This window comes from Streptomyces sp. NPDC045431, assembly GCF_040646655.1.
In the GTDB taxonomy this organism is placed as follows: domain Bacteria; phylum Actinomycetota; class Actinomycetes; order Streptomycetales; family Streptomycetaceae; genus Streptomyces.
Genome location: NZ_JBEZAQ010000011.1, coordinates 1 through 19,479, shown reverse-complemented (window position 1 = coordinate 19,479; position 19,479 = coordinate 1). Strand labels below are relative to the sequence as shown.

General features: G+C 74.4%; 4 protein-coding genes. 3 read left to right on the top strand and 1 reads right to left on the bottom strand.

Translation table 11 applies throughout. From position 1 onward, the window contains the following. Positions 1-34: 34 nt before the first annotated feature. Both AB0A69_RS21920 and AB0A69_RS21915 read left to right on the top strand, forming a co-directional pair. Positions 35-10,753: an SDR family NAD(P)-dependent oxidoreductase gene (locus tag AB0A69_RS21920; protein ID WP_361424360.1), complete on the top strand. Its 10,719-nt coding sequence runs from the start codon at positions 35-37 to the stop codon at positions 10,751-10,753. A gap of 38 nt (positions 10,754-10,791) precedes the next feature. Further along, complete coding sequence (locus AB0A69_RS21915) at positions 10,792-17,349, top strand: thioester reductase domain-containing protein (RefSeq protein ID WP_361424357.1); 6,558 nt, start codon at positions 10,792-10,794, stop codon at positions 17,347-17,349. A gap of 81 nt (positions 17,350-17,430) precedes the next feature. Here AB0A69_RS21915 and AB0A69_RS21910 read toward each other — a convergent pair whose 3' ends face one another. Next, on the bottom strand, positions 17,431-19,062 hold the full coding sequence (locus tag AB0A69_RS21910) for an FAD-binding oxidoreductase (protein WP_361424354.1): 1,632 nt from the start codon (positions 19,060-19,062) through the stop codon (positions 17,431-17,433). 295 nt (positions 19,063-19,357) lie between these two features. On the opposite strand from AB0A69_RS21910, the gene AB0A69_RS21905 reads away from it, so the two are divergent. Then, on the top strand, positions 19,358-19,479 hold a 122-nt coding region (locus tag AB0A69_RS21905; RefSeq protein ID WP_146166841.1), incomplete at its 3' end, for a biotin carboxylase N-terminal domain-containing protein.

Genomic DNA, 19,479 nt, shown 5'->3' with positions numbered 1-19,479 from the left:
ACCGAGCCACATCACGTCGGGGAGCTGAGAACACGTGGCGAACGAGCAAGAACTGAGGGAGTACCTCAAGCGGGCCATCGCGGACGCGCGGGACGCGCGCAAGCGCCTGCGCGAGGTCGAGGACAAGGCCCAGGAGCCGATCGCGATCGTCGGCATGGCCTGCCGCTACCCCGGTGGCGTCACCAGCCCCGAGGACCTGTGGCGCCTGGTGTCGGACGGTGTGGACGCGGTCGGCGGCTTCCCGACGAACCGCGGCTGGGACCTGGAGCGGCTGTACGCCCCGGACCCGGACGAGCCCGGTACGTCGTACGCGACCGAGGGCGGCTTCCTGCACGACGCGGACCGCTTCGACCCGGAGTTCTTCGGGATGTCGCCGCGCGAGGCGCTGGCGGTCGACCCGCAGCAGCGGCTGCTGCTGGAGACGACCTGGGAGACCTTCGAGCGGGCCGGCATCGACCCGGCGTCGCTGCGCGGCAGCCGTACCGGCGTGTTCACCGGCCTCATGTACAACGACTACGGCTCCCGCCCCCACCTGCCCGCCGAGGGCAACGAGGGCTACCTGTTCAGCGGCAGCGCCGGCAGCATCGCCTGCGGGCGGCTCGCCTACACGTTCGGCCTGGAGGGCCCCACCGTCACGGTCGACACGGCGTGCTCGTCGTCGCTGGTGGCGATGCACCTCGCGGTGAACGCGCTGCGGGCCGGGGAGTGCGACCTGGCCCTGGCCGGCGGTGCCGCGGTGATGTCGACACCGACCGCGTTCATCGAGTTCTCGCGGCTGCGCGGCCTGGCGCCCGACGGGCGATGCAAGTCCTTCGCGGAGGGCGCGGACGGCACCGGCTGGGCCGAGGGCGTGGGCCTGCTCCTCGTGGAGCGCCTGTCGGACGCGCGCCGCAACGGCCACCAGGTGCTGGCCGTCATCCGCGGCACGGCCGTCAACCAGGACGGCGCCTCCAACGGCCTCACCGCCCCCAACGGCCCCTCGCAGGAACGGGTCATCCGCCAGGCCCTCGCCAACGCCGGCCTCCAGCCGCACGACGTGGACGCCGTGGAGGCCCACGGCACCGGTACGGCCCTGGGCGACCCGATCGAGGCGCAGGCCCTGCTCGCCACCTACGGGCAGGACCGGCCCGAGGGGCGGCCCCTGTGGCTGGGTTCGCTGAAGTCGAACATCGGCCACGCCCAGGCGGCGGCCGGTGTCGGCGGCGTCATCAAGATGATCGAGGCCATGCGGCACGGCGTCCTGCCGAGGACGCTGCACGCCGAGGAGCGCTCGTCCCGCATCGACTGGGACGCGGGCGCGGTCGAGCTGCTGACCGAGGCCCGTCCGTGGCCGAAGTCCGATACGCCGCGCCGCGCGGGCGTGTCGTCGTTCGGCTTCGGCGGCACCAACGCGCACGTCGTGATCGAGGAGCCCGAGGAGGCCGCTCCTGCCGAGGCCGCGTCCGACGAGCCGGTCGCGACCGCCCCGCCGGTGAACGCGTGGGTGCTGTCCGCCCGTACGCCCGATGCCCTGGCGGGCCAGGCGCAGCGGCTGCTCGCGTACGCCGAGGAGCGGGACGGGCTCGACCCGGCCGCCGTGGGGCACTCGCTGCTGACCACGCGTGCCCTGTTCGACCACCGCGCGGTGGTGGCCGGTGCCGACCGCGACGAACTGCTGGCGGGCCTGCGGGCCCTGGCCGCCGGGGAGACCGCCCCGTACGTGGCCCAGGGGACGAAGACCGCCGGAAAGACCGGCTTCCTCTTCACCGGCCAGGGCGCCCAGCGCACCGGCATGGGCCTGGAGCTGTACGACACCTATCCCGCGTACGCCGACGCCTTCGACACGGTGTGCGCGGAACTGGACCCGCTGCTGGACAAGCCCCTGCGCGACGTCATCGCGACCGGCGAGGAGCTGGACCAGACCGGCTACACCCAGCCCGCCCTCTTCGCCACCGAAGTCGCCCTCTACCGGCTCCTGGAATCCTGGGGCATCACGCCCGACTACGTCACCGGGCACTCCATCGGCGAACTGGCCGCCGCCCACATCGCGGGCGTCCTCAGCCTGGCCGACGCCGCCCGACTCGTCGCCGCACGCGCCCGGCTGATGCAGAACCTGCCCACGGGCGGGGCCATGATCGCCCTCCAGGCCACCGAGGAGGAAGTCCTCCCCCTCCTCACCGACCAGCTCTCGATCGCCGCCATCAACGGCGCGGAGTCCGTGGTTATCTCGGGCGACGAGACGGCGGCCTCCGATGTGGCGGCGCACTTCCGCGACCTGGGCCGCAAGACGAAGCAGCTCACCGTCTCGCACGCCTTCCACTCCCCCCGCATGGACGCCATGCTCGACGAGTTCCGCCGCACCGCCGCCGAACTCACCTACAACGAACCCAAGATCCCCGTCGTCTCCACCCTCACCGGCACCCTCGCCACCGGCGACGACCTGCGCACCCCCACCTACTGGGCCGACCAAGTCCGCCAGGCCGTCCGCTTCGCCGACGCCGTCACCACCCTCCGCGACCTCGGCGCCACCACCCTCCTCGAAATCGGCCCCGACGCCGTCCTCAGTCCCCTCACCGACGCCACCCCCACCCTCCGCAAAACCCGCCCCGAAGCACACCAACTCGTAACGGCCGTGGGCGGGTTCTTCGCCCAGGGCGGCCGCGTCGACTGGGAGCGGTTCCTCGGCGGGCGTCCGGGCGAGCCGGTCGACCTGCCGACGTACGCCTTCCAGCGCGACCGGTACTGGCTGGACGCCTCCGACACCCCGGCCGACGCCTCCGGGTTCGGCCTGCTCGCGACGGAACACCCGCTCCTGGGTGCCACCGTGGAGCTGGCGGACGGTGACCACACGCTCTTCACGAGCAGGCTGTCGCTCGCCACGCACCCGTGGCTCGCGGACCACGCCGTGGCCGGGACGGCACTGCTGCCGGGCACCGGTTTCGTGGAGCTGGCGGTCCGCGCGGGCGAGCAGCTGGGCTGCCCGAGCCTGGAGGAGCTGACCCTGTCGGCGCCGCTGGTGCTGCCCGAACAGGGCGGCGTACAGGTGCAGGTCGTCGTGCGCGACGCGGACGGCGCGGCCGACGGGCACCGGGCGATCGAGGTGTACGCGCGGCGCGAGGGTGACGCGGGCGGCGACGCCGGCCCGTGGACGCTGCACGCCAGAGGCACGCTGGCGCCCGCCGCGCCGGCCGAGCAGGGCACCGCCCTGGTGGCGTGGCCGCCTGCAGGTGCCGTCGAGGTCGAGCTGACGGACGTGTACGAGCGCCTGCTGGACGAGGAGTACGCGTACGGCGGCGCGTTCCGCGGCCTGCGTCGCGTGTGGCGCGGCGCGGACGGCGAGCTGTTCGCGGAGGTCGCGCTGGAGGAGGGCGCGCGGGGCGATGCGGGGCGGTTCCTGCTGCACCCGGCGCTGCTCGACGCGGCCCTGCACCCGCTGCTGCCGGGCGTGGCCGACGAGGGCCGCGTGGCGATGCTGCCGTTCTCCTGGTCCGGGGTGCGGGTGTACGCGTCGGGCGCGACGGCGCTACGCGTACGGCTGACCCCGTCGGGCGCCGACACGGTGTCCCTCGCCGTGGCGGACGCGGTGGGCGCCCCGGTGGCGTCCGTCGAGTCGCTGCTGCTGCGGCCGCTGTCGAAGGAGGCGCTGCGGGAGGCCGCGTCGACGGCACGCGACGGGCTGTTCCGGGTCGTGTGGTCGGCGGGCGCGCCGGCGGCGGCGCCGGTGGACGTGTCCGACCGGGCGGTCGTCGGCGGGGTCGCCGTGGACGGCGCGACACGGTACGCGTCGCTGGACGAGGTCCCGGCCGGTACGGGCACGGTCGTGTACGCGCCGGCCCCGACGGTCGGCTCCGACGACGTGGCCGGGGCGGCGCACGCCCTGCTGCGCGACACCCTGGCGGCGCTCCAGGCGTGGCTGGCGGACGAGCGGCGGGCCGACGCGACCCTGGTCGTGGCGACGCGCGGCGCGGTCGCGACGGGCGACGGTGAGGACGTCACGGACCTGGCGCACGCCGGTGTGTGGGGTCTGGTGCGGGTGGCCCAGAGCGAGAACCCGGGCCGTATCGTCCTCGTCGACCGCGACACGGACACCCTCGACCTTCGGAACGTCTCCCCCGACGTTCCCCAGGTCGCGGTCCGGGGCGCGGAGGTCCTGACGCCTCAGCTGGCCCGTACGGCCACCATCGCCGAGGAGGCGCAGGCGCCGCGCTGGGACGGCGGCACGGTCCTCGTGACCGGTGCCACCGGCGCCCTGGGCGGCGTCCTGGCCCGCCACCTGGTCACCCGGCACGGGGCACGGCACCTGCTGCTCCTCAGCCGCCGCGGCATCGACGCCCCCGGCGCCGGTGAGCTCCGGGACGAACTGACCGGGCTGGGCGCGCACGTGTCGTTCGCGGCCTGCGACGCCGCCGACCGCGAGGCGCTGGCCGGAGTGCTGGCCGCCATCCCGGCGGACCGGCCGCTCACCGCGGTCGTCCACACGGCCGGCGTCCTCGACGACGGGCTCCTGTCGTCGCTCACCGCCGAGCGGCTGGCGAAGGTCCTCCAGCCGAAGGTCGACGCCGCCTGGAACCTGCACGAGCTGACGAAGGACCAGGACCTCACGGCGTTCGTCCTGTACTCGTCCATCGCGGGTCTCATCGGCAACGCCGGGCAGGCCAACTACGCGGCGGGCAACACGTTCCTCGACGCGCTCGCCCAGCACCGCCACGCCCACGGCCTGCCCGCCACCAGCCTCGCCTGGGGCCTGTGGGCCGAGTCCTCCACCATCAGCGGTGGCCTCGACGAGACCGACCTCAAGCGCATCGAGCGCACGGGGCTGCTGCCGCTGTCGTCGGACGATGCGATGGAGCTGTTCGACGCCGCCCCCTCCACGGGCGAGGCCGTCCTGGCCGTCACGCGGCTCAACACGGCCGCGCTGCGGCGCCAGGACGATCCGCAGCCGCTGCTGCGCGGGCTCGTACCCGCGGCTCCCCGCCGCGCCACGGCCGCGTCGGCCGCGGCGGGCGGCGGGGACGCCGGGTCGCCGCTGGCGCAGCGCTTCGCGGGCCTGTCGCCGGACGAGCGTCGACAGGCGCTCACGGACCTGGTACGTGCCCAGGTGGCCGGGGTGCTCGGCCACGCCGACCCGTCCGCCATCGGGGCCGAACGGGCCTTCCAGGAGATCGGCTTCGACTCCCTCACCGCCGTCGAGCTGCGCAACCAGCTCAACAAGGTGAGCGGGCTGCGGCTGCCGACCACGCTGGTCTTCGACCACCCCAACCCGGCGGCGCTCGCCGCGCACCTGGACGCGGAGCTGTTCGGCTCGGCGCCCGAGGCGGCCCCGGCCGTGGTGACGGCAGACTCCTCCTCGCTGGAGCCGATCGCGATCGTCGGCATGGCCTGCCGCTACCCCGGCGGTGTCAACGGGCCCGAGGACCTGTGGCGGCTCGTCGCCGGAGGCGTCGACGCCATCACCGCGTTCCCGTCCAACCGCGGCTGGGACCTGGAGAACCTGTACCACCCCGACCCGGAGCACACCGGCACCACGTACGCCAAGGGCGGCGGGTTCCTGCACGACGCCGACCGGTTCGATCCCGAGTTCTTCGGGATGTCGCCGCGCGAGGCGCTCGCCACCGACCCGCAGCAGCGGCTGCTGCTGGAGACCGCGTGGGAGACCCTGGAGAACGCGGGCATCGTCCCCGCGTCGCTGCGCGGCAGCCGCACCGGCGTGTTCACCGGCGTGATGTACCACGACTACGGCTCCCGGCTGGACAGCGTCCCCGAGGACCTGGAGGGCTACCTCGCCAGCGGCAACGCGGGCAGCGTCGCCTCCGGCCGGGTGTCGTACACGCTGGGTCTCGAAGGCCCCGCGGTCACCGTGGACACGGCCTGCTCGTCGTCCCTCGTGGCCCTGCACATGGCGGCCGGCGCCCTGCGCTCGGGCGAGTGCGACCTCGCGCTGGCGGGCGGCGTGACCGTGATGGCGAGCCCGACCTCGTACGTGGAGTTCTCGCGGCAGCGCGGCCTGGCGCCCGACGGGCGGTGCAAGCCGTTCGCCGACGGCGCCGACGGTACCGGCTGGTCCGAGGGCGTGGGCCTGCTCCTCGTGGAGCGCCTGTCGGACGCGCGCCGCAACGGCCACCAGGTGCTGGCCGTCATCCGCGGCACGGCCGTCAACCAGGACGGCGCCTCCAACGGCCTCACCGCCCCCAACGGCCCCTCGCAGGAGCGGGTCATCCGCCAGGCCCTCGCCAACGCCGGCCTCCAGCCCCGCGATGTGGACGTGGTGGAGGCGCACGGCACGGGCACCCGGCTCGGCGACCCGATCGAGGCGCAGGCGTTGCTGGCCACGTACGGGCAGGACCGGCCGGCCGACGGGCGGCCCCTCTACCTGGGCTCGCTCAAGTCGAACATCGGCCACAGCCAGGCGGCGGCGGGTGTCGGCAGCGTCATCAAGATGATCGAGGCCATGCGGCACGGCGTCCTGCCGAAGACCCTGCACGTCGACCGGCCGACCAGCCACGTCGACTGGGAGGCGGGCGCGGTCGAGCTGCTGACCGAGGCCCGTCCGTGGGAGGCGCCCGGACGTCCGCGGCGCGCGGCGGTGTCGTCGTTCGGCATCAGCGGCACCAACGCCCACCTCGTGCTGGAGGAGCCTCCGGGCACCGACGCACCGCAGGACGGCCCGGCCGTCTCCCTGCCGGTCACGCCGTGGCCCCTGTCCGGCCGTACGCCCGAGGCGGTGTCCGACCAGGCCGCCCGGCTGCTGGCGTACGCCGAGCGGCACGCGTCCCTGGACCCGGCCGCCGTCGGCTGGTCGCTCGCCATGAGCCGTACGGCCTTCGACCACCGTGCGGTGGTGGCCGGTGCCGACCGCGACGAACTGCTGGCGGGGCTGCGGGCCCTGGCCGCCGGGGAGACCGCCCCGTACGTGGCCCAGGGGACGAAGACCGCCGGGAAGACCGGCTTCCTCTTCACCGGCCAGGGCGCCCAGCGCACCGGCATGGGCCTGGAGCTCTACGCCACCTACCCCGCGTACGCCGACGCCTTCGACGCCGTGTGCGCGGAGCTGGACCCGCTGCTGGACAAGCCCCTGCGCGACGTCATCGCCACCGGCGAGGAGCTCGACCAGACCGGCTACACCCAGCCCGCCCTCTTCGCCACCGAAGTCGCCCTCTACCGACTTCTCGAGTCCTGGGGCATCACCCCCGACTACGTCACCGGGCACTCCATCGGCGAACTGGCCGCCGCCCACATCGCGGGCGTGCTGAACCTGCCCGACGCGGCCCGACTGGTCGCCGCACGGGCCCGGTTGATGCAGGAGCTGCCCACCGGCGGGGCCATGATCGCCCTCCAGGCCACCGAAGACGAAGTCCTCCCGGTGATCGCCGACAAGGCCGACCGGCTGTCCATCGCCGCCATCAACGGCCCCGAGTCGGTCGTCGTCTCCGGCGACGAGGACGCAGCACAGACGGCCGCGGAACAGTTCCAGAAGCTGGGCCGCAAGACGAAGCAGCTCACCGTCTCGCACGCCTTCCACTCCCCCCGCATGGACGCCATGCTCGACGAGTTCCGCCGCACCGCCGCCGAACTCACCTACAACGAACCCAAGATCCCCATCGTCTCCACCCTCACCGGCACCCTCGCCACCGGCGACGACCTGCGCACCCCCACCTACTGGGCCGACCAAGTCCGCCAAGCCGTCCGCTTCGCCGACGCCCTCACCACCCTCCGCGACCTCGGCGCCACCACCCTCCTCGAAATAGGCCCCGACGCCGTCCTCAGCCCCCTCGCCGACGCCACCCCCACCCTCCGCAAAACCCGCCCCGAAGCACACCAACTCGCAACGACCGTCGGAGTGCTGCACAGCCGGGGCGTGCGCGTCGACTGGCGGGCGCTGTTCGCGGGTTCCGGTGCCGAGGCGGAGCCGCGGCCCGTGACGCTGCCGACGTACGCGTTCCAGCACCGGGCGTTCTGGCTCACCGGTACCGCCGGGGGCGGGGACTCCGGGTACGGCCTGGCGGGCACCGGGCATCCGCTGCTGGGTGCGGCGGTGACCGTGGCGGGGGCCGAGCAGACGCTGTTCAGCAGCCGGTTGTCGGCGCGTACGCACCCGTGGCTGGCGGAGCAGGCGGTGTTCGACGCGCCGGTGGTGCCGGCGTCCGCGCTGGTCGAGATGGCCGTGCGGGCCGGTGACGAGCTGGGCCTGCCGGGCTCGGTGGAGCTGGACCTGATGACGCCCGTGGTGCTGCCGGCGGACGGTGCGGTGCAGCTGCAGCTGGGCGTGGGCCCGGCGGACGCGGCCGGCCGCAGGCCGTTCACCGTGCACAGCCGCGGCGAGGACGCCGGGGCGGACGCGGTGTGGACGGTCCACGCCCGGGGCTTCCTGGTGCCGGCCGGTACGGGTACGCCGGAGGCCCCGTCGGCTCCGGTCCCGTCGGACGGCCCGTCGGTGGAGGTGCGGCTGCCGGAGGACCTGCTGCCGGACGCCGCCCGCTACGAGCTGCACCCGGCGCTGCTGGAGGCCGCGGTGACCGCGTCCGCCGGCGACGGCGAGCCGGGGACGACCCGGGTGCCTGCGCGCTGGGAGCAGGTGCGGCTGCACGCGAGCGGCGCGACCGCCGTCCGCGTACGGGTCACGCCGGCCGAACTGCCGGAGTCCGCGGCCGACGCGGGTGTCGGGGCCGATGGCGGCGGTGCGGTGGACGCGCACGCGGTCGCGGTGGTGCTGGCCGACGCGGAGGACCGGCCCGTCGTGACGATCGGGCGGCTCGTCTTCCGCGACGTGCCGGACGCGGCGTTCAGCGGGGCCGCCGTGGACGCGGCGAGGCCGCTGTTCGAGCTGGACTGGGAGCGCGCCGCGCTGCCGGCTCCGGACGGGTCGCTCCGTTGGGGCGTCCTCGACGGGGACGGCCTGGACGCGGCGGGCGCCGTCGCGGGCGCGGGTGCCGAGGTGCCCGTGTTCGACGAGGTGGCGGCGGTCGGCAAGGCCGTGGAGGCCGGGGCCGGGGTGGACGCCGTGCTGGCCCGGTTCGCGGCCGGTGCCGCGGACGACGTGGTGGGCGCCGCCCACGCGGCGGCGCGGCGGGCGCTCGGTCTGGTGCAGGAGTGGCTGGCCGAGCCTCGGCTCGGCGGTACGCGGCTGGTGGTCCTGACGCGGGGCGCCGTCGACACGGGCGCCGAGGGCGTGCCGGAGCCGGCCGCGGCGACCGTCTGGGGCCTGCTGCGGTCGGCCCAGGCGGAGGCGCCGGACCGGTTGACGCTGATCGACCTGGACGGGGCGCCGGGCGTCACGGCTGAGGCGCCGGACGCCGCCGGTGCGACGGCGGAGGTGCTGTCCGCGGTGGTCGCCTCGGGCGAGCCGCAGGCGGCGGTACGCGGCGGTGCGGTGCTGCTGCCGAGGCTGCGCCGTATGCCGGTGGGCTCCGCGCAGGGTGGTACGGAGGGCCGGGCCGCGGCCTGGGACCCGGACGGCACCGTGCTCATCACGGGCGGTACGGGCGCCCTGGGCAGCCTGTTCGCCCGGCACCTGGTCGCCGAACACGGCGTGCGGCACCTGCTGCTGCTGAGCCGCCGCGGTGCCGGGGCCCCGGGTGCGGCCGAGCTGGAGGCGGAGCTGTCGGCGCTGGGCGCGCGGGTCACGTTCGCGTCCTGCGACGTGGCCGACCGCGAGGCGCTGGCGGCCGTGCTGGCCGCCGTACCGGATACGCATCCGCTGCGGGGTGTCGTGCACACGGCCGGTGTCCTGGACAACGGGCTGGTGCCGGCGCTGACCGAGGGCGGTCTGGACGCGGTGCTCCGCCCGAAGGCGGACGCTGCCTGGTACCTGCACGAGCTGACGGAGCACCTGGATCTGTCCGCGTTCGTCCTGTTCTCGTCCAGCGTGGGCGTGATCGGCGGGCCCGGGCAGTCCAACTACGCGGCGGCCAACGCGTTCCTGGACGGGCTGGCCGGTCACCGGGCGGCCCGGGGGCTCGCGGCGACGTCGATCGCCTGGGGCCTGTGGGGCCTCAGCTACGGCATCAACGGGGCGCTGACGGACAACGACCTGCAGCGGTTCGGCCGCGAGGGCTTCCGGCCCGTGTCGCCGGAGGAGGGCGCGGCGCTGTTCGACTCGGCGCTCACCGACAGCACGGCCGCCGTGGTGGCGCTGCCCGTGGACCTGTCCGCGATGCGGGCGCACGGCCAGGTGCCGCCGGTGTTCCGGTCGCTGGTGCGGGTGCCGGGCCGGCGGGTGGCCCGGTCGGGCGGCGGCGAGGTGGAGTCGCTGGCGCGGCGGCTGGCCGGGCTGTCGGCCGTGGAGCGCCGGCAGACGGTCCTCGACCTGGTGCGTACCGAGGTCGCGGCGGTGCTGGGGCACTCCGGGGTCGACGCGGTCCACGCGGGGCGCGCGTTCCAGGAGATGGGCTTCGACTCCATGACGGCGGTGGAGCTGCGGAACCGGCTGAACGCCAGGACCGGGGTGCGGCTGGCCGCGACCGTGGTGTTCGACCACCCGAACCCGGAGGCGCTGACCGAGCACATCGTGGCCGAGGTGGCCCCGGAGGGCGACGGCCCGGGCGCGTCCCAGCCGCTGCTCGCCGAGCTGGACCGGCTGGACGCGGCCCTGGCGGAACTGGGCGACGACGCCGCTCGGACGGCCGTCTCCGTACGGCTCCAGACCCTGCTGTCCCGGCTCAACGAGACCGCGGCGCAGAGCGGCCGGGACGAGGAGGTGGCCGAGGCCCTGGAGGCCGCCTCCGCGGAGGACCTCTTCGACTTCATCGACAACCAGCTCGGCCGCAGCGCGAACTGATCACCCCCACGACCAGCCCGAGGAGAAGTTGATCCCGCATGTCCCTTGAATCACCTCAGACGTCAGGTCAGGACGCCGGCAAGGACGGGGCGTCCGCACGCGAACAGAAGATGGTGGAGTACCTGAAATGGGTGACCACCGACCTGCAGAAGGCCCGGCAGCGGCTCGCCGAACTGGAGGCCGGCACCGAGGAGCCGGTGGCGATCGTCGGCATGGCGTGCCGCTTCCCCGGCGGGGTGACGTCCCCGGACGAGCTGTGGCAGCTCGTCATGGACGAGGCCGACGGCATCACCGAATGGCCCACCGACCGCGGCTGGGACATCGACTCCCTCTACGACCCGGAGCGCGGCAAGCCGGGCAAGTCGTACACGAAGAAGGGCGGTTTCCTCGACGGGGCGGCCCTCTTCGACCCGGGCTTCTTCGGCATATCGCCGCGTGAGGCGCTGGCGATGGACCCGCAGCAGCGGGTGCTGCTGGAGACCGCCTGGGAGACGTTCGAGCAGGCCGGCATCGACCCGGCGACGCTGCGCGGCACCCCGGTGGGCGTGTTCGCGGGTGTCGTGGAGCAGAGCTACCTGGGGCTGGAGGGCCCCGAGGAGCTCGAGGGCTACCTGATGACCAGCAAGCTCAGCAGTGTCGCCTCGGGCCGCATCGCGTACACCTTCGGTTTCGAGGGGCCCGCGGTGTCGGTGGACACGGCCTGCTCCTCGTCGCTGGTGGCGCTGCACCTGGCGGTGCAGTCGGTCCGCAAGGGCGAGTCGACGCTGGCGCTGGCCGGCGGTGCCACGGTGTCCGGAAACCCGAGCGGGTTCGTGGACTTCTCGCGGCAGAACGGGCTCGCCGAGGACGGCCGCATCAAGTCCTTCGCGGCGGCCGCCGACGGCACCGCCTGGTCCGAGGGCGTGGGCCTGCTGCTGGTGGAGAAGCTGTCGGACGCGCGCCGCAACGGCCACCGCGTGCTGGCCGTGATCCGCGGTACGGCCGTCAACCAGGACGGCGCGTCCAACGGCCTCACCGCGCCCAACGGTCCGTCCCAGGAGCGGGTCATCCAGCAGGCGCTGGCCGGCGCCCGGCTGTCCGCGTCCGACGTGGACGTGGTGGAGGCGCACGGTACGGGCACCCGGCTGGGCGACCCGATCGAGGCGCAGGCGCTGCTGGCCACGTACGGGCGGGGCCGGCCGGAGGGCAAGCCGCTGTACCTGGGCTCGCTGAAGTCGAACATCGGGCACACGGTGGCGGCGGCCGGCGCGGGCGGCGTCATCAAGATGATCCAGGCGATGCGGCACGGCATCCTGCCGCGGACCCTGAACGTCGACACGCCGACCCCGATGGTCGACTGGGAGGCGGGCGCGGTCGAGCTGCTGACCGATGCCCGGCCGTGGCCGGACACGGGCGCGCCGCGCCGGGCGGGCGTCTCGGCGTTCGGTGTGAGCGGCACCAACGCGCATGTGATTCTGGAGGAGCCGGCGGCGGAGGACCTGGCCGGTACGGCGGAGGCGTCCGGTGACGGCGAGGCCGCGTTCACGCACCCGCTGCTGCCGTGGGTGGTGTCGGCGAAGACGGCGCAGGCCCTCGCCGCGCAGGCCGGGCGGATGCTGGCGCACCTGGAGCGGGACGCGGACCTGGTGTGCCCGCTGAACGTGGCGTACTCGCTCGGTACGGGCCGCTCCGCGCTGGAGCAGCGCGCGGTGGTCGTCGGCGCGCACCGGGACGAACTGCTGGCGGGGCTGCGGGCCCTGGCGGCCGGGGAACCGGCGCCGCACGTCGTCCAGGGGACACGGACCACCGGCAAGACGGCGTTCCTGTTCACGGGCCAGGGCGCGCAGCGCACCGGCATGGGCCTGGAGCTGTACGAGGCCTACCCGGCGTACGCGAAGGCGTTCGACGCGGTGTGCGCGGAGCTGGACCCGCTGCTGGACAAGCCGCTGCGCGACGTCATCGCCGCCGGAGGCGAACTGGACCAGACCGGGTACACGCAGCCGGCGCTGTTCGCCACCGAGGTGGCCCTGTACCGCCTGGTGGAGTCCTGGGGTGTCATGCCGGACTACGTCGCCGGGCACTCCATCGGCGAACTGGCCGCCGCCCACATCGCGGGCGTCCTGAGCCTGCCCGACGCGGCCCGGCTGGTGGCCGCCCGCGCCCGGCTGATGCAGAACCTGCCGGCCGGCGGCACGATGATCGCCCTGCAGGCCACCGAGGAGGAGGTCCTCCCCCTCCTGAAGGACGTCGGGGACCGGCTGTCGGTCGCCGCCGTCAACGGGCCCGCGTCCGTGGTCGTCTCGGGCGACGAGGCGGCGGCCTCGGACGTGGCGGCGCACTTCCGGCGGCTGGACCGCAAGACGAAGCGGCTGACCGTCTCGCACGCCTTCCACTCGCCGTGCATGGACGGCATGCTCGACGAGTTCCGCCGTATCGCCGGCGAACTGACGTACAACGAGCCGACGATCCCCGTCGTGTCGACGCTCACCGGCCGGCTCGCCACCGGCGACGACCTGCGCACCCCCGCCTACTGGGCCGACCAGGTCCGCCAGGCCGTCCGTTTCGCCGACGCGGTGACCACCCTGCACGGCCTGGGCGCGACCGCGTTCGCCGAGGTGGGGCCGGACGCGGTGCTGACCACGCTGGTGCGGGACACGGTCGACGTGGGCCCGGAGGCCGCGGTGCCGCTGCTGCGGCGCGGCCGGCCGGAGCCGGAGGGCCTGGTCACCGGGGTGGCCCGGCTGCACACGGCGGGCGTGCCGGTGGACTGGCAGGGCTTCTACGCCGGTACCGGGGCGCGCCACACCGACCTGCCGACGTACGCGTTCCAGCACGAGCGGTTCTGGGTGGAGACGTCGGGCGTGGTCGCCGAGGCCTCGGACCTGGGCCTGGAGTCGGCGGAGCACCCGCTGCTGGGCGCCGCGGTGACCGTGGCGGGCGTCGAACAGACGCTGTTCACCAGCCGGTTGTCGGTGCGGACCCATCCGTGGCTGGCCGACCACGTGGTGCTGGGGCAGACGCTGGTGCCGGCGACGGCGCTGGTGGAGATGGCCGTGCGGGCCGGCGACCAGCTGGGCTGCACCGTGCTGGAGGACCTGTCGATCCTCGGCCCGCTGGCGCTGCCCGCGAAGGGCGGGGTGCACGTGCAGGTCAGCGTGGGCGCCGCGGACGCGGGCGGCCACCGGGAGGTGTCGATCTACTCGCGGCCCGACAGCGCCGACGTGCCGTGGACGCTCAACGCCCGCGGGCACCTCGGCTTCCGCGGCCCGGACGCCCCGTTCACGCTCGCGCAGTGGCCGCCGGCCGGTGCGGAGGAGGTGCCGCTGGACGACGCCTACGAGAAGCTGGCCACGCAGGGCTACGCGTACGGGCCGGTGTACCGGGGCCTGGACGCGGTGTGGCGGGTCGGCGAGAACGAGGTGTACGCCGAGGTGAGCCTGCCCGAGCAGAGCCGCACCGGCGTCGAGGGCTTCGGGCTGCACCCGGCGCTGCTGGAGATCGCGCTGGCCGCCTCCTGCCTGGCCACGTACGGCAGCAGCCCGGCCGGCGCGGTGTGGATCTCGACGGACTGGCACGGCGTACGGCTCCACGCGACCGGGGCGCGGCGACTGCGCGTGCGCCTGGCCGTGGGCGAGGACGGGGCGCTGGAGGTGCGGCTCGCGGACATGGCGGGGCAGCCGGTGGCGACCGCGTCGGCGGTCGCCTGCCGGGCCATCGCCGTCGGCGAGCTGTCCAACGCCCTGGCCAGGAACCGGGACGCGCTGTTCCACGTGGACTGGGCCCACTACCCGCTGGTGCCGGCGGACGAGCCGGAGCACTGGGCGGCGCTGGGCGAGGGTCCGTTCGCCGCGGGCCGCGCCTTCGCCGATGTGGCGGCGGTCTCGGGAGCGGTCGCCGCCGGTGAGCGCGTCGATGTCGTCCTGGCCCCGCTGGGTGCGATGTCCGACGGTGCCGCCGGGACATCCGGTGACGTGGCGACCGAAACCCACACGGTCGCGCGGGACGCGCTGGACCTGGTCCAGCGGTGGCTGGCGGACGAGCGACTGGCCGACACCCGGCTGGTGGTGCTCACCCGCGGCGGCGTCGCCGTCACCGACGCGGAGGACGTCACCGACCTGGGCGCCTCCGCGGTGTGGGGCCTGCTGCGGTCGGCGCAGTCGGAGAACCCGGGCCGGATCGTCCTCGTCGACCTGGACGGCCAGTCCTCGTCGGCGGCGGCGCTGCCCGCGGTGCTGGCCGCCGGGGAGCCGCAGGCGGCGGTACGCGGCGGGCGGGTGCACATCCCGCGGCTCGGCCGGGTCGGCGAGTCGGCGTCCGGCACCACCGGCTCCTGGAACCCCGACGGCACGGTGCTCGTCACCGGCGGTACGGGCAGCCTGGGCGCCCTGTTCGCCCGGCACCTGGTCACCGAGCACGGTGTGCGGAGCCTGCTGCTCACCAGCCGGCGCGGCCCGGCCGCCGAGGGCGCGGCCGCGCTCGAGGAGGAGCTGCGGGCGCTGGGCGCCGAGGTGACGATCGCCGCGTGCGACGTCGCGGACCGGGAGGCGCTGGCCGCGCTGCTGGCGTCCGTACCGGAGGACCGCCCGCTGACCGGTGTGCTGCACACGGCCGGTGTGCTGGACGACGGGCTGGTCGGCTCGCAGACCCCCGAGCGGCTGGCGGCGGTGCTGCGGCCCAAGGTGGACGCGGCGTGGCACCTGCACGAGCTGACGAAGGACCTGGACCTGTCGGCGTTCGTGCTGTTCTCGTCGATCGCCGCGGTCGTCGGCGGCCCCGGCCAGTCGACGTACTCGGCGGCCAACCACTTCCTGGACGGGCTCGCCCAGCACCGCAGGGCGCGCGGTCTGGCGGCGACCTCGCTCGCCTGGGGCCTGTGGTCGCAGACCAGCGGCATGACCGGGCACCTCGACGAGGCCGACCTCAAGCGCATCGCCCGCGGCGGGTTCCGGCCCGTCGAGTCCGAGCAGGGCCCGGCGCTGCTGGACCTGGCGATGACGACGGGTCACGCGACGCTCGCGGCGACGCCCATGGACCTGGCGACGCTGCGGGAGCAGGTGCAGGTGCCGGTCCTCCTGCAGAAGCTGGCCCGCTCGTCGGGGCGGCGGACCGCCCAGAACACCGAGGTCTCCACGGAGTCGCTGGCCGACCGGCTGGCGGGGCTCTCCGACGAGGAGCAGCGGACGGCGGTGCTGGAGCTGGTGCTGGGCCGCGTGTCGGAGGTGCTGGGCCACGCGGACGCGTCCGGGGTGCCGACGGGCCAGCCGTTCTCGGCGCTCGGCTTCGACTCGCTGACCTCCGTCGAGCTGCGCAACCAGCTCGGTACGGCGACGGGCCTGAAGCTGCCGCCGACGCTGGTGTTCGACCACCCGACGCCCGCCGCGCTCGCCGCGTTCCTGCACGGCGAGGTGGTGACGGCGCCGGCCCCGGCGGACGGGTCCGGCGGCGGCCGCGGCGGTGTCGACTTCGCCGCCGAGGTGCGGCTCGCCGACGACGTCCAGCCGGCCGCCGAGGTGGTCGTGGCGGCCGCCGCGCCGCGTGACATCCTCCTCACCGGCGCGACGGGCTTCCTCGGCGCGTTCCTCCTCCGCGACCTGATGCGCACCACCACGGCGCGCGTGCACTGCCTGGTGCGCGGCGAGGACGACGCGGCGGCGCTGGAGCGGCTGCGGGACAACGCCCGCTGGTACCGGGTGTGGGACGACGTCGACCCGGAGCGGATCGTCGTCGTCCGCGGCGACCTGGCCGAACCGCGCCTCGGGCTCACCGAGGAGGCGTTCGACGAGCTGGCCCGTACCGTCGACGTGGTCTACCACAACGGTGCCCGGGTGCACTGGCTGCTGCCGTACGAGACGCTGAAGGCGGCGAACGTCGGCGGCACCGAGGAGGTCCTGCGGCTGGCGGCCCGCCACCGCACGGTGCCGGTGCACTACGTCTCGACGGTCGGCGTCTTCAACGGCGTGCGGGAACCGGGCGTACCGCTGAAGGTGACGGACCCGACCGGCCCCGCCGAGCGGCTGGCGAGCGGCTACCTGCGTTCCAAGTGGGTCGCCGAGCAGGTCATCGAACTGGCCAGGGAGCGTGGCCTGCCGGTGTCGGTGTACCGGGTGGACGTCATCTCCGGCGACCAGGTCAACGGCGCCTGCCAGACCAGGGACTTCGTGTGGCTGACGCTCAAGGGCCTGGTGCAGGCGCGGTCGGTGCCCAAGGGCGTCGAGGGCCGCTTCCACCTGCTGCCCGTCGACTACGTCAGCGCGGCCATCACCGGCATCGCGGCCCGCCCGGAGGCGGCCGGCGGCACGTACCACCTGTTCAACCAGGGCTCCCTGGCGCTCACCCAGTGCGCCCAGTACCTGCGCGCCCTCGGTTACGAGCTGGACGAGGTCGACTGGGAGACCTGGACGTCGACGGTGACCTCGGGCGACAACGCGCTGCTGCCGCTGCTGGACGCCTTCGAGATGATGACGTCCGACACGGACGGCTTCTACCCGCCGATCGACACGACGGAGACGGAACGGGCCCTGGAGGACACGGGGATCGGCATCCCCGCCCTGACCCAGGAGCTCTTCGAGAAGTACGTCCGGTTCTTCGTCGAGGAGAACCACTTCCCGGCCCCGTAACACCCGGGCGCTCACGAAAGGGCCCCGCCGGCTTCGGCCGGCGGGGCCTCTTCGTATGTCGGGAGGGAAAGGGGGCGGCGGCTACGGAAGGCGGATGGAGAGGCGGTGGCTGAAGACGTTCTTCGGGTCCCACTTCGCCTTCACGCGCTGCAGGCGCGGGTAGTTGTCCTTGAAGTACAGCTGGTGCCAGGGCACGCCCGAGGTGTTGAGCGTCGGGTCGGCGAGGTCGGCGTCGGCGTAGTTGATGTAGGCGCCGTCGTTGACGCCGCCGGTGCGGGGGACGCCGCCGGTCGTGGCGTAGACGTCCGCGTACGCCTCGCGCACCCAGCGCGTCTGCACGGCGTCGTCCGCCGGGTCGCTCCACAGGCTGCAGTAGAGGATCTTGGCGAAGGAGTCGCGCTGCGCGGTGGCGGTGTCGGCGCTCGCCACCGCGTTGATCCTGCCGCCGAAGCCGACGACGGCGATCATCCCGTACGGGCCGGGGTAGTCGTCGCGGGTGAGCTGCCGGTAGACCGCCTTCAGCTGCTCGTCGGGCATGGCCTTGCGGACGTACGCCGACTTGGCCTTCCAGCGCGGCACGGCGGCCTCCACGAAGCCGGACCACTCGGAGACCGCGTACAGCCAGGGCGCCCGGTACCGGTCGCCCACGTGGTAGGCGACGCCGGTGCCCTCGGTGACCGCGGCGAGGAACTCGTCGAGCAGCTGCTCGGCGCCCGGCACCGTCGCCTCGACCTGGGTGCTCATCCGGAAGTAGCCGGCCGCCTTGTGCATCATCTTCAGCTGGCTGAACAGGTGGCGGCCGGGCGAGGTGGGCGCCGAGTTGGCCTCGTGCCAGGCGTTGAAGTTGCGCAGCAGCCGGGTGAGGCTCGCCTCGTCGAGGTCGCTCCAGGACCAGCTGACGTCGGACAGCAGCACCTCGGTCGGCGCCTGCGGCAGCAGCTTCGACGGATCGGTGCCGGTGGCGCCGGGCGAGCGGAGCCAGTAGCGGGTGATGACGCCGAAGTTGCCGCCGCCCGCGCCGGTGTGGGCCCACCACAGCTCACGGTTCGGGTCGCCGGGCTCACGGGTGGCGACCACCTTGCGGGCCCGCCCGTCGGCACCGACGTGGACGACCTCCACCGCGTACAGGTGGTCGACGGTCAGGCCGCGGGAGCGGGACAGCGCCCCGTACCCGCCGCCGGTGATGTGCCCGCCGGCACCGACGGTGGGGCAGGTGCCGCCCGGCAGGACGACGCCCCACCGCTTGTACAGCGTGCGGTACACGGAGCCGAGGAGCGCGCCGGGGCCCACGGCGATGGCGTTCATGGCCGGGTCGTAGTCGATGGCGTTCATGCCGGCCATGTCGATGACGACGCGGACGTCCCGGTTGGCGGTGAAGTCCTCGTCGCAGTGCCCGCCGCTGCGTACGGCCACTTTCAGGTTGCGGTCGACGGCCTCCTGGACGGCGGTGACGACCTGGTCGGCGCTGTGGACGACGCGTACGTAGTCGGGCGAGCCGACCCAGCGCTGGTTGGAGCCCGATATGAGGCCCTTGTACCGCGGGTCGGCGGAGGTGACGTGGATGGCCGGGGTCGCGCGCACGGTGTGCTCGGCGCCGTCGATCCCGTCGACGGCGGCGGCCACGGCCGGTGTCGTGGCGAGGGCCGGCAGCGCGAGTGCGCCACCGGTCGCGGCGGCGCCTCTCATCAGCCCACGCCGGGAGAATTCGGTCATGATCGCATGCCTCCATGAGATCTGAGCGTCGGAAATCCGCACGAGTGTCGTGCCGTGCGCGAACGTTTCCAGCCGTTCGTCATGGCCGGGTAACCCGGCGGGAACCCGGGCGCGGACGCCGCGGCGCGGTGCCGGGCCTTCAGCGGAAGGTCATCCGCCGGTCCCGTGGGACACGCCGGTGATTACCGGCGGATGGCCGATGCACGGAACGGACGCCTATACGTTCGAGCGGGCGGTGCTGTTTCGAGCGGTGCTGTTCCGTGCCCGATGTTCGTGACGTATTCGAGGAGCCTTCGTGCGCAAGGTGCTCATCGCCAATCGCGGCGAAATCGCTGTCCGTGTCGCCCGTGCCTGCCGGGATGCCGGGATCGCGAGCGTAGCCGTCTACGCCGATCCGGACCGGGACGCTCTGCACGT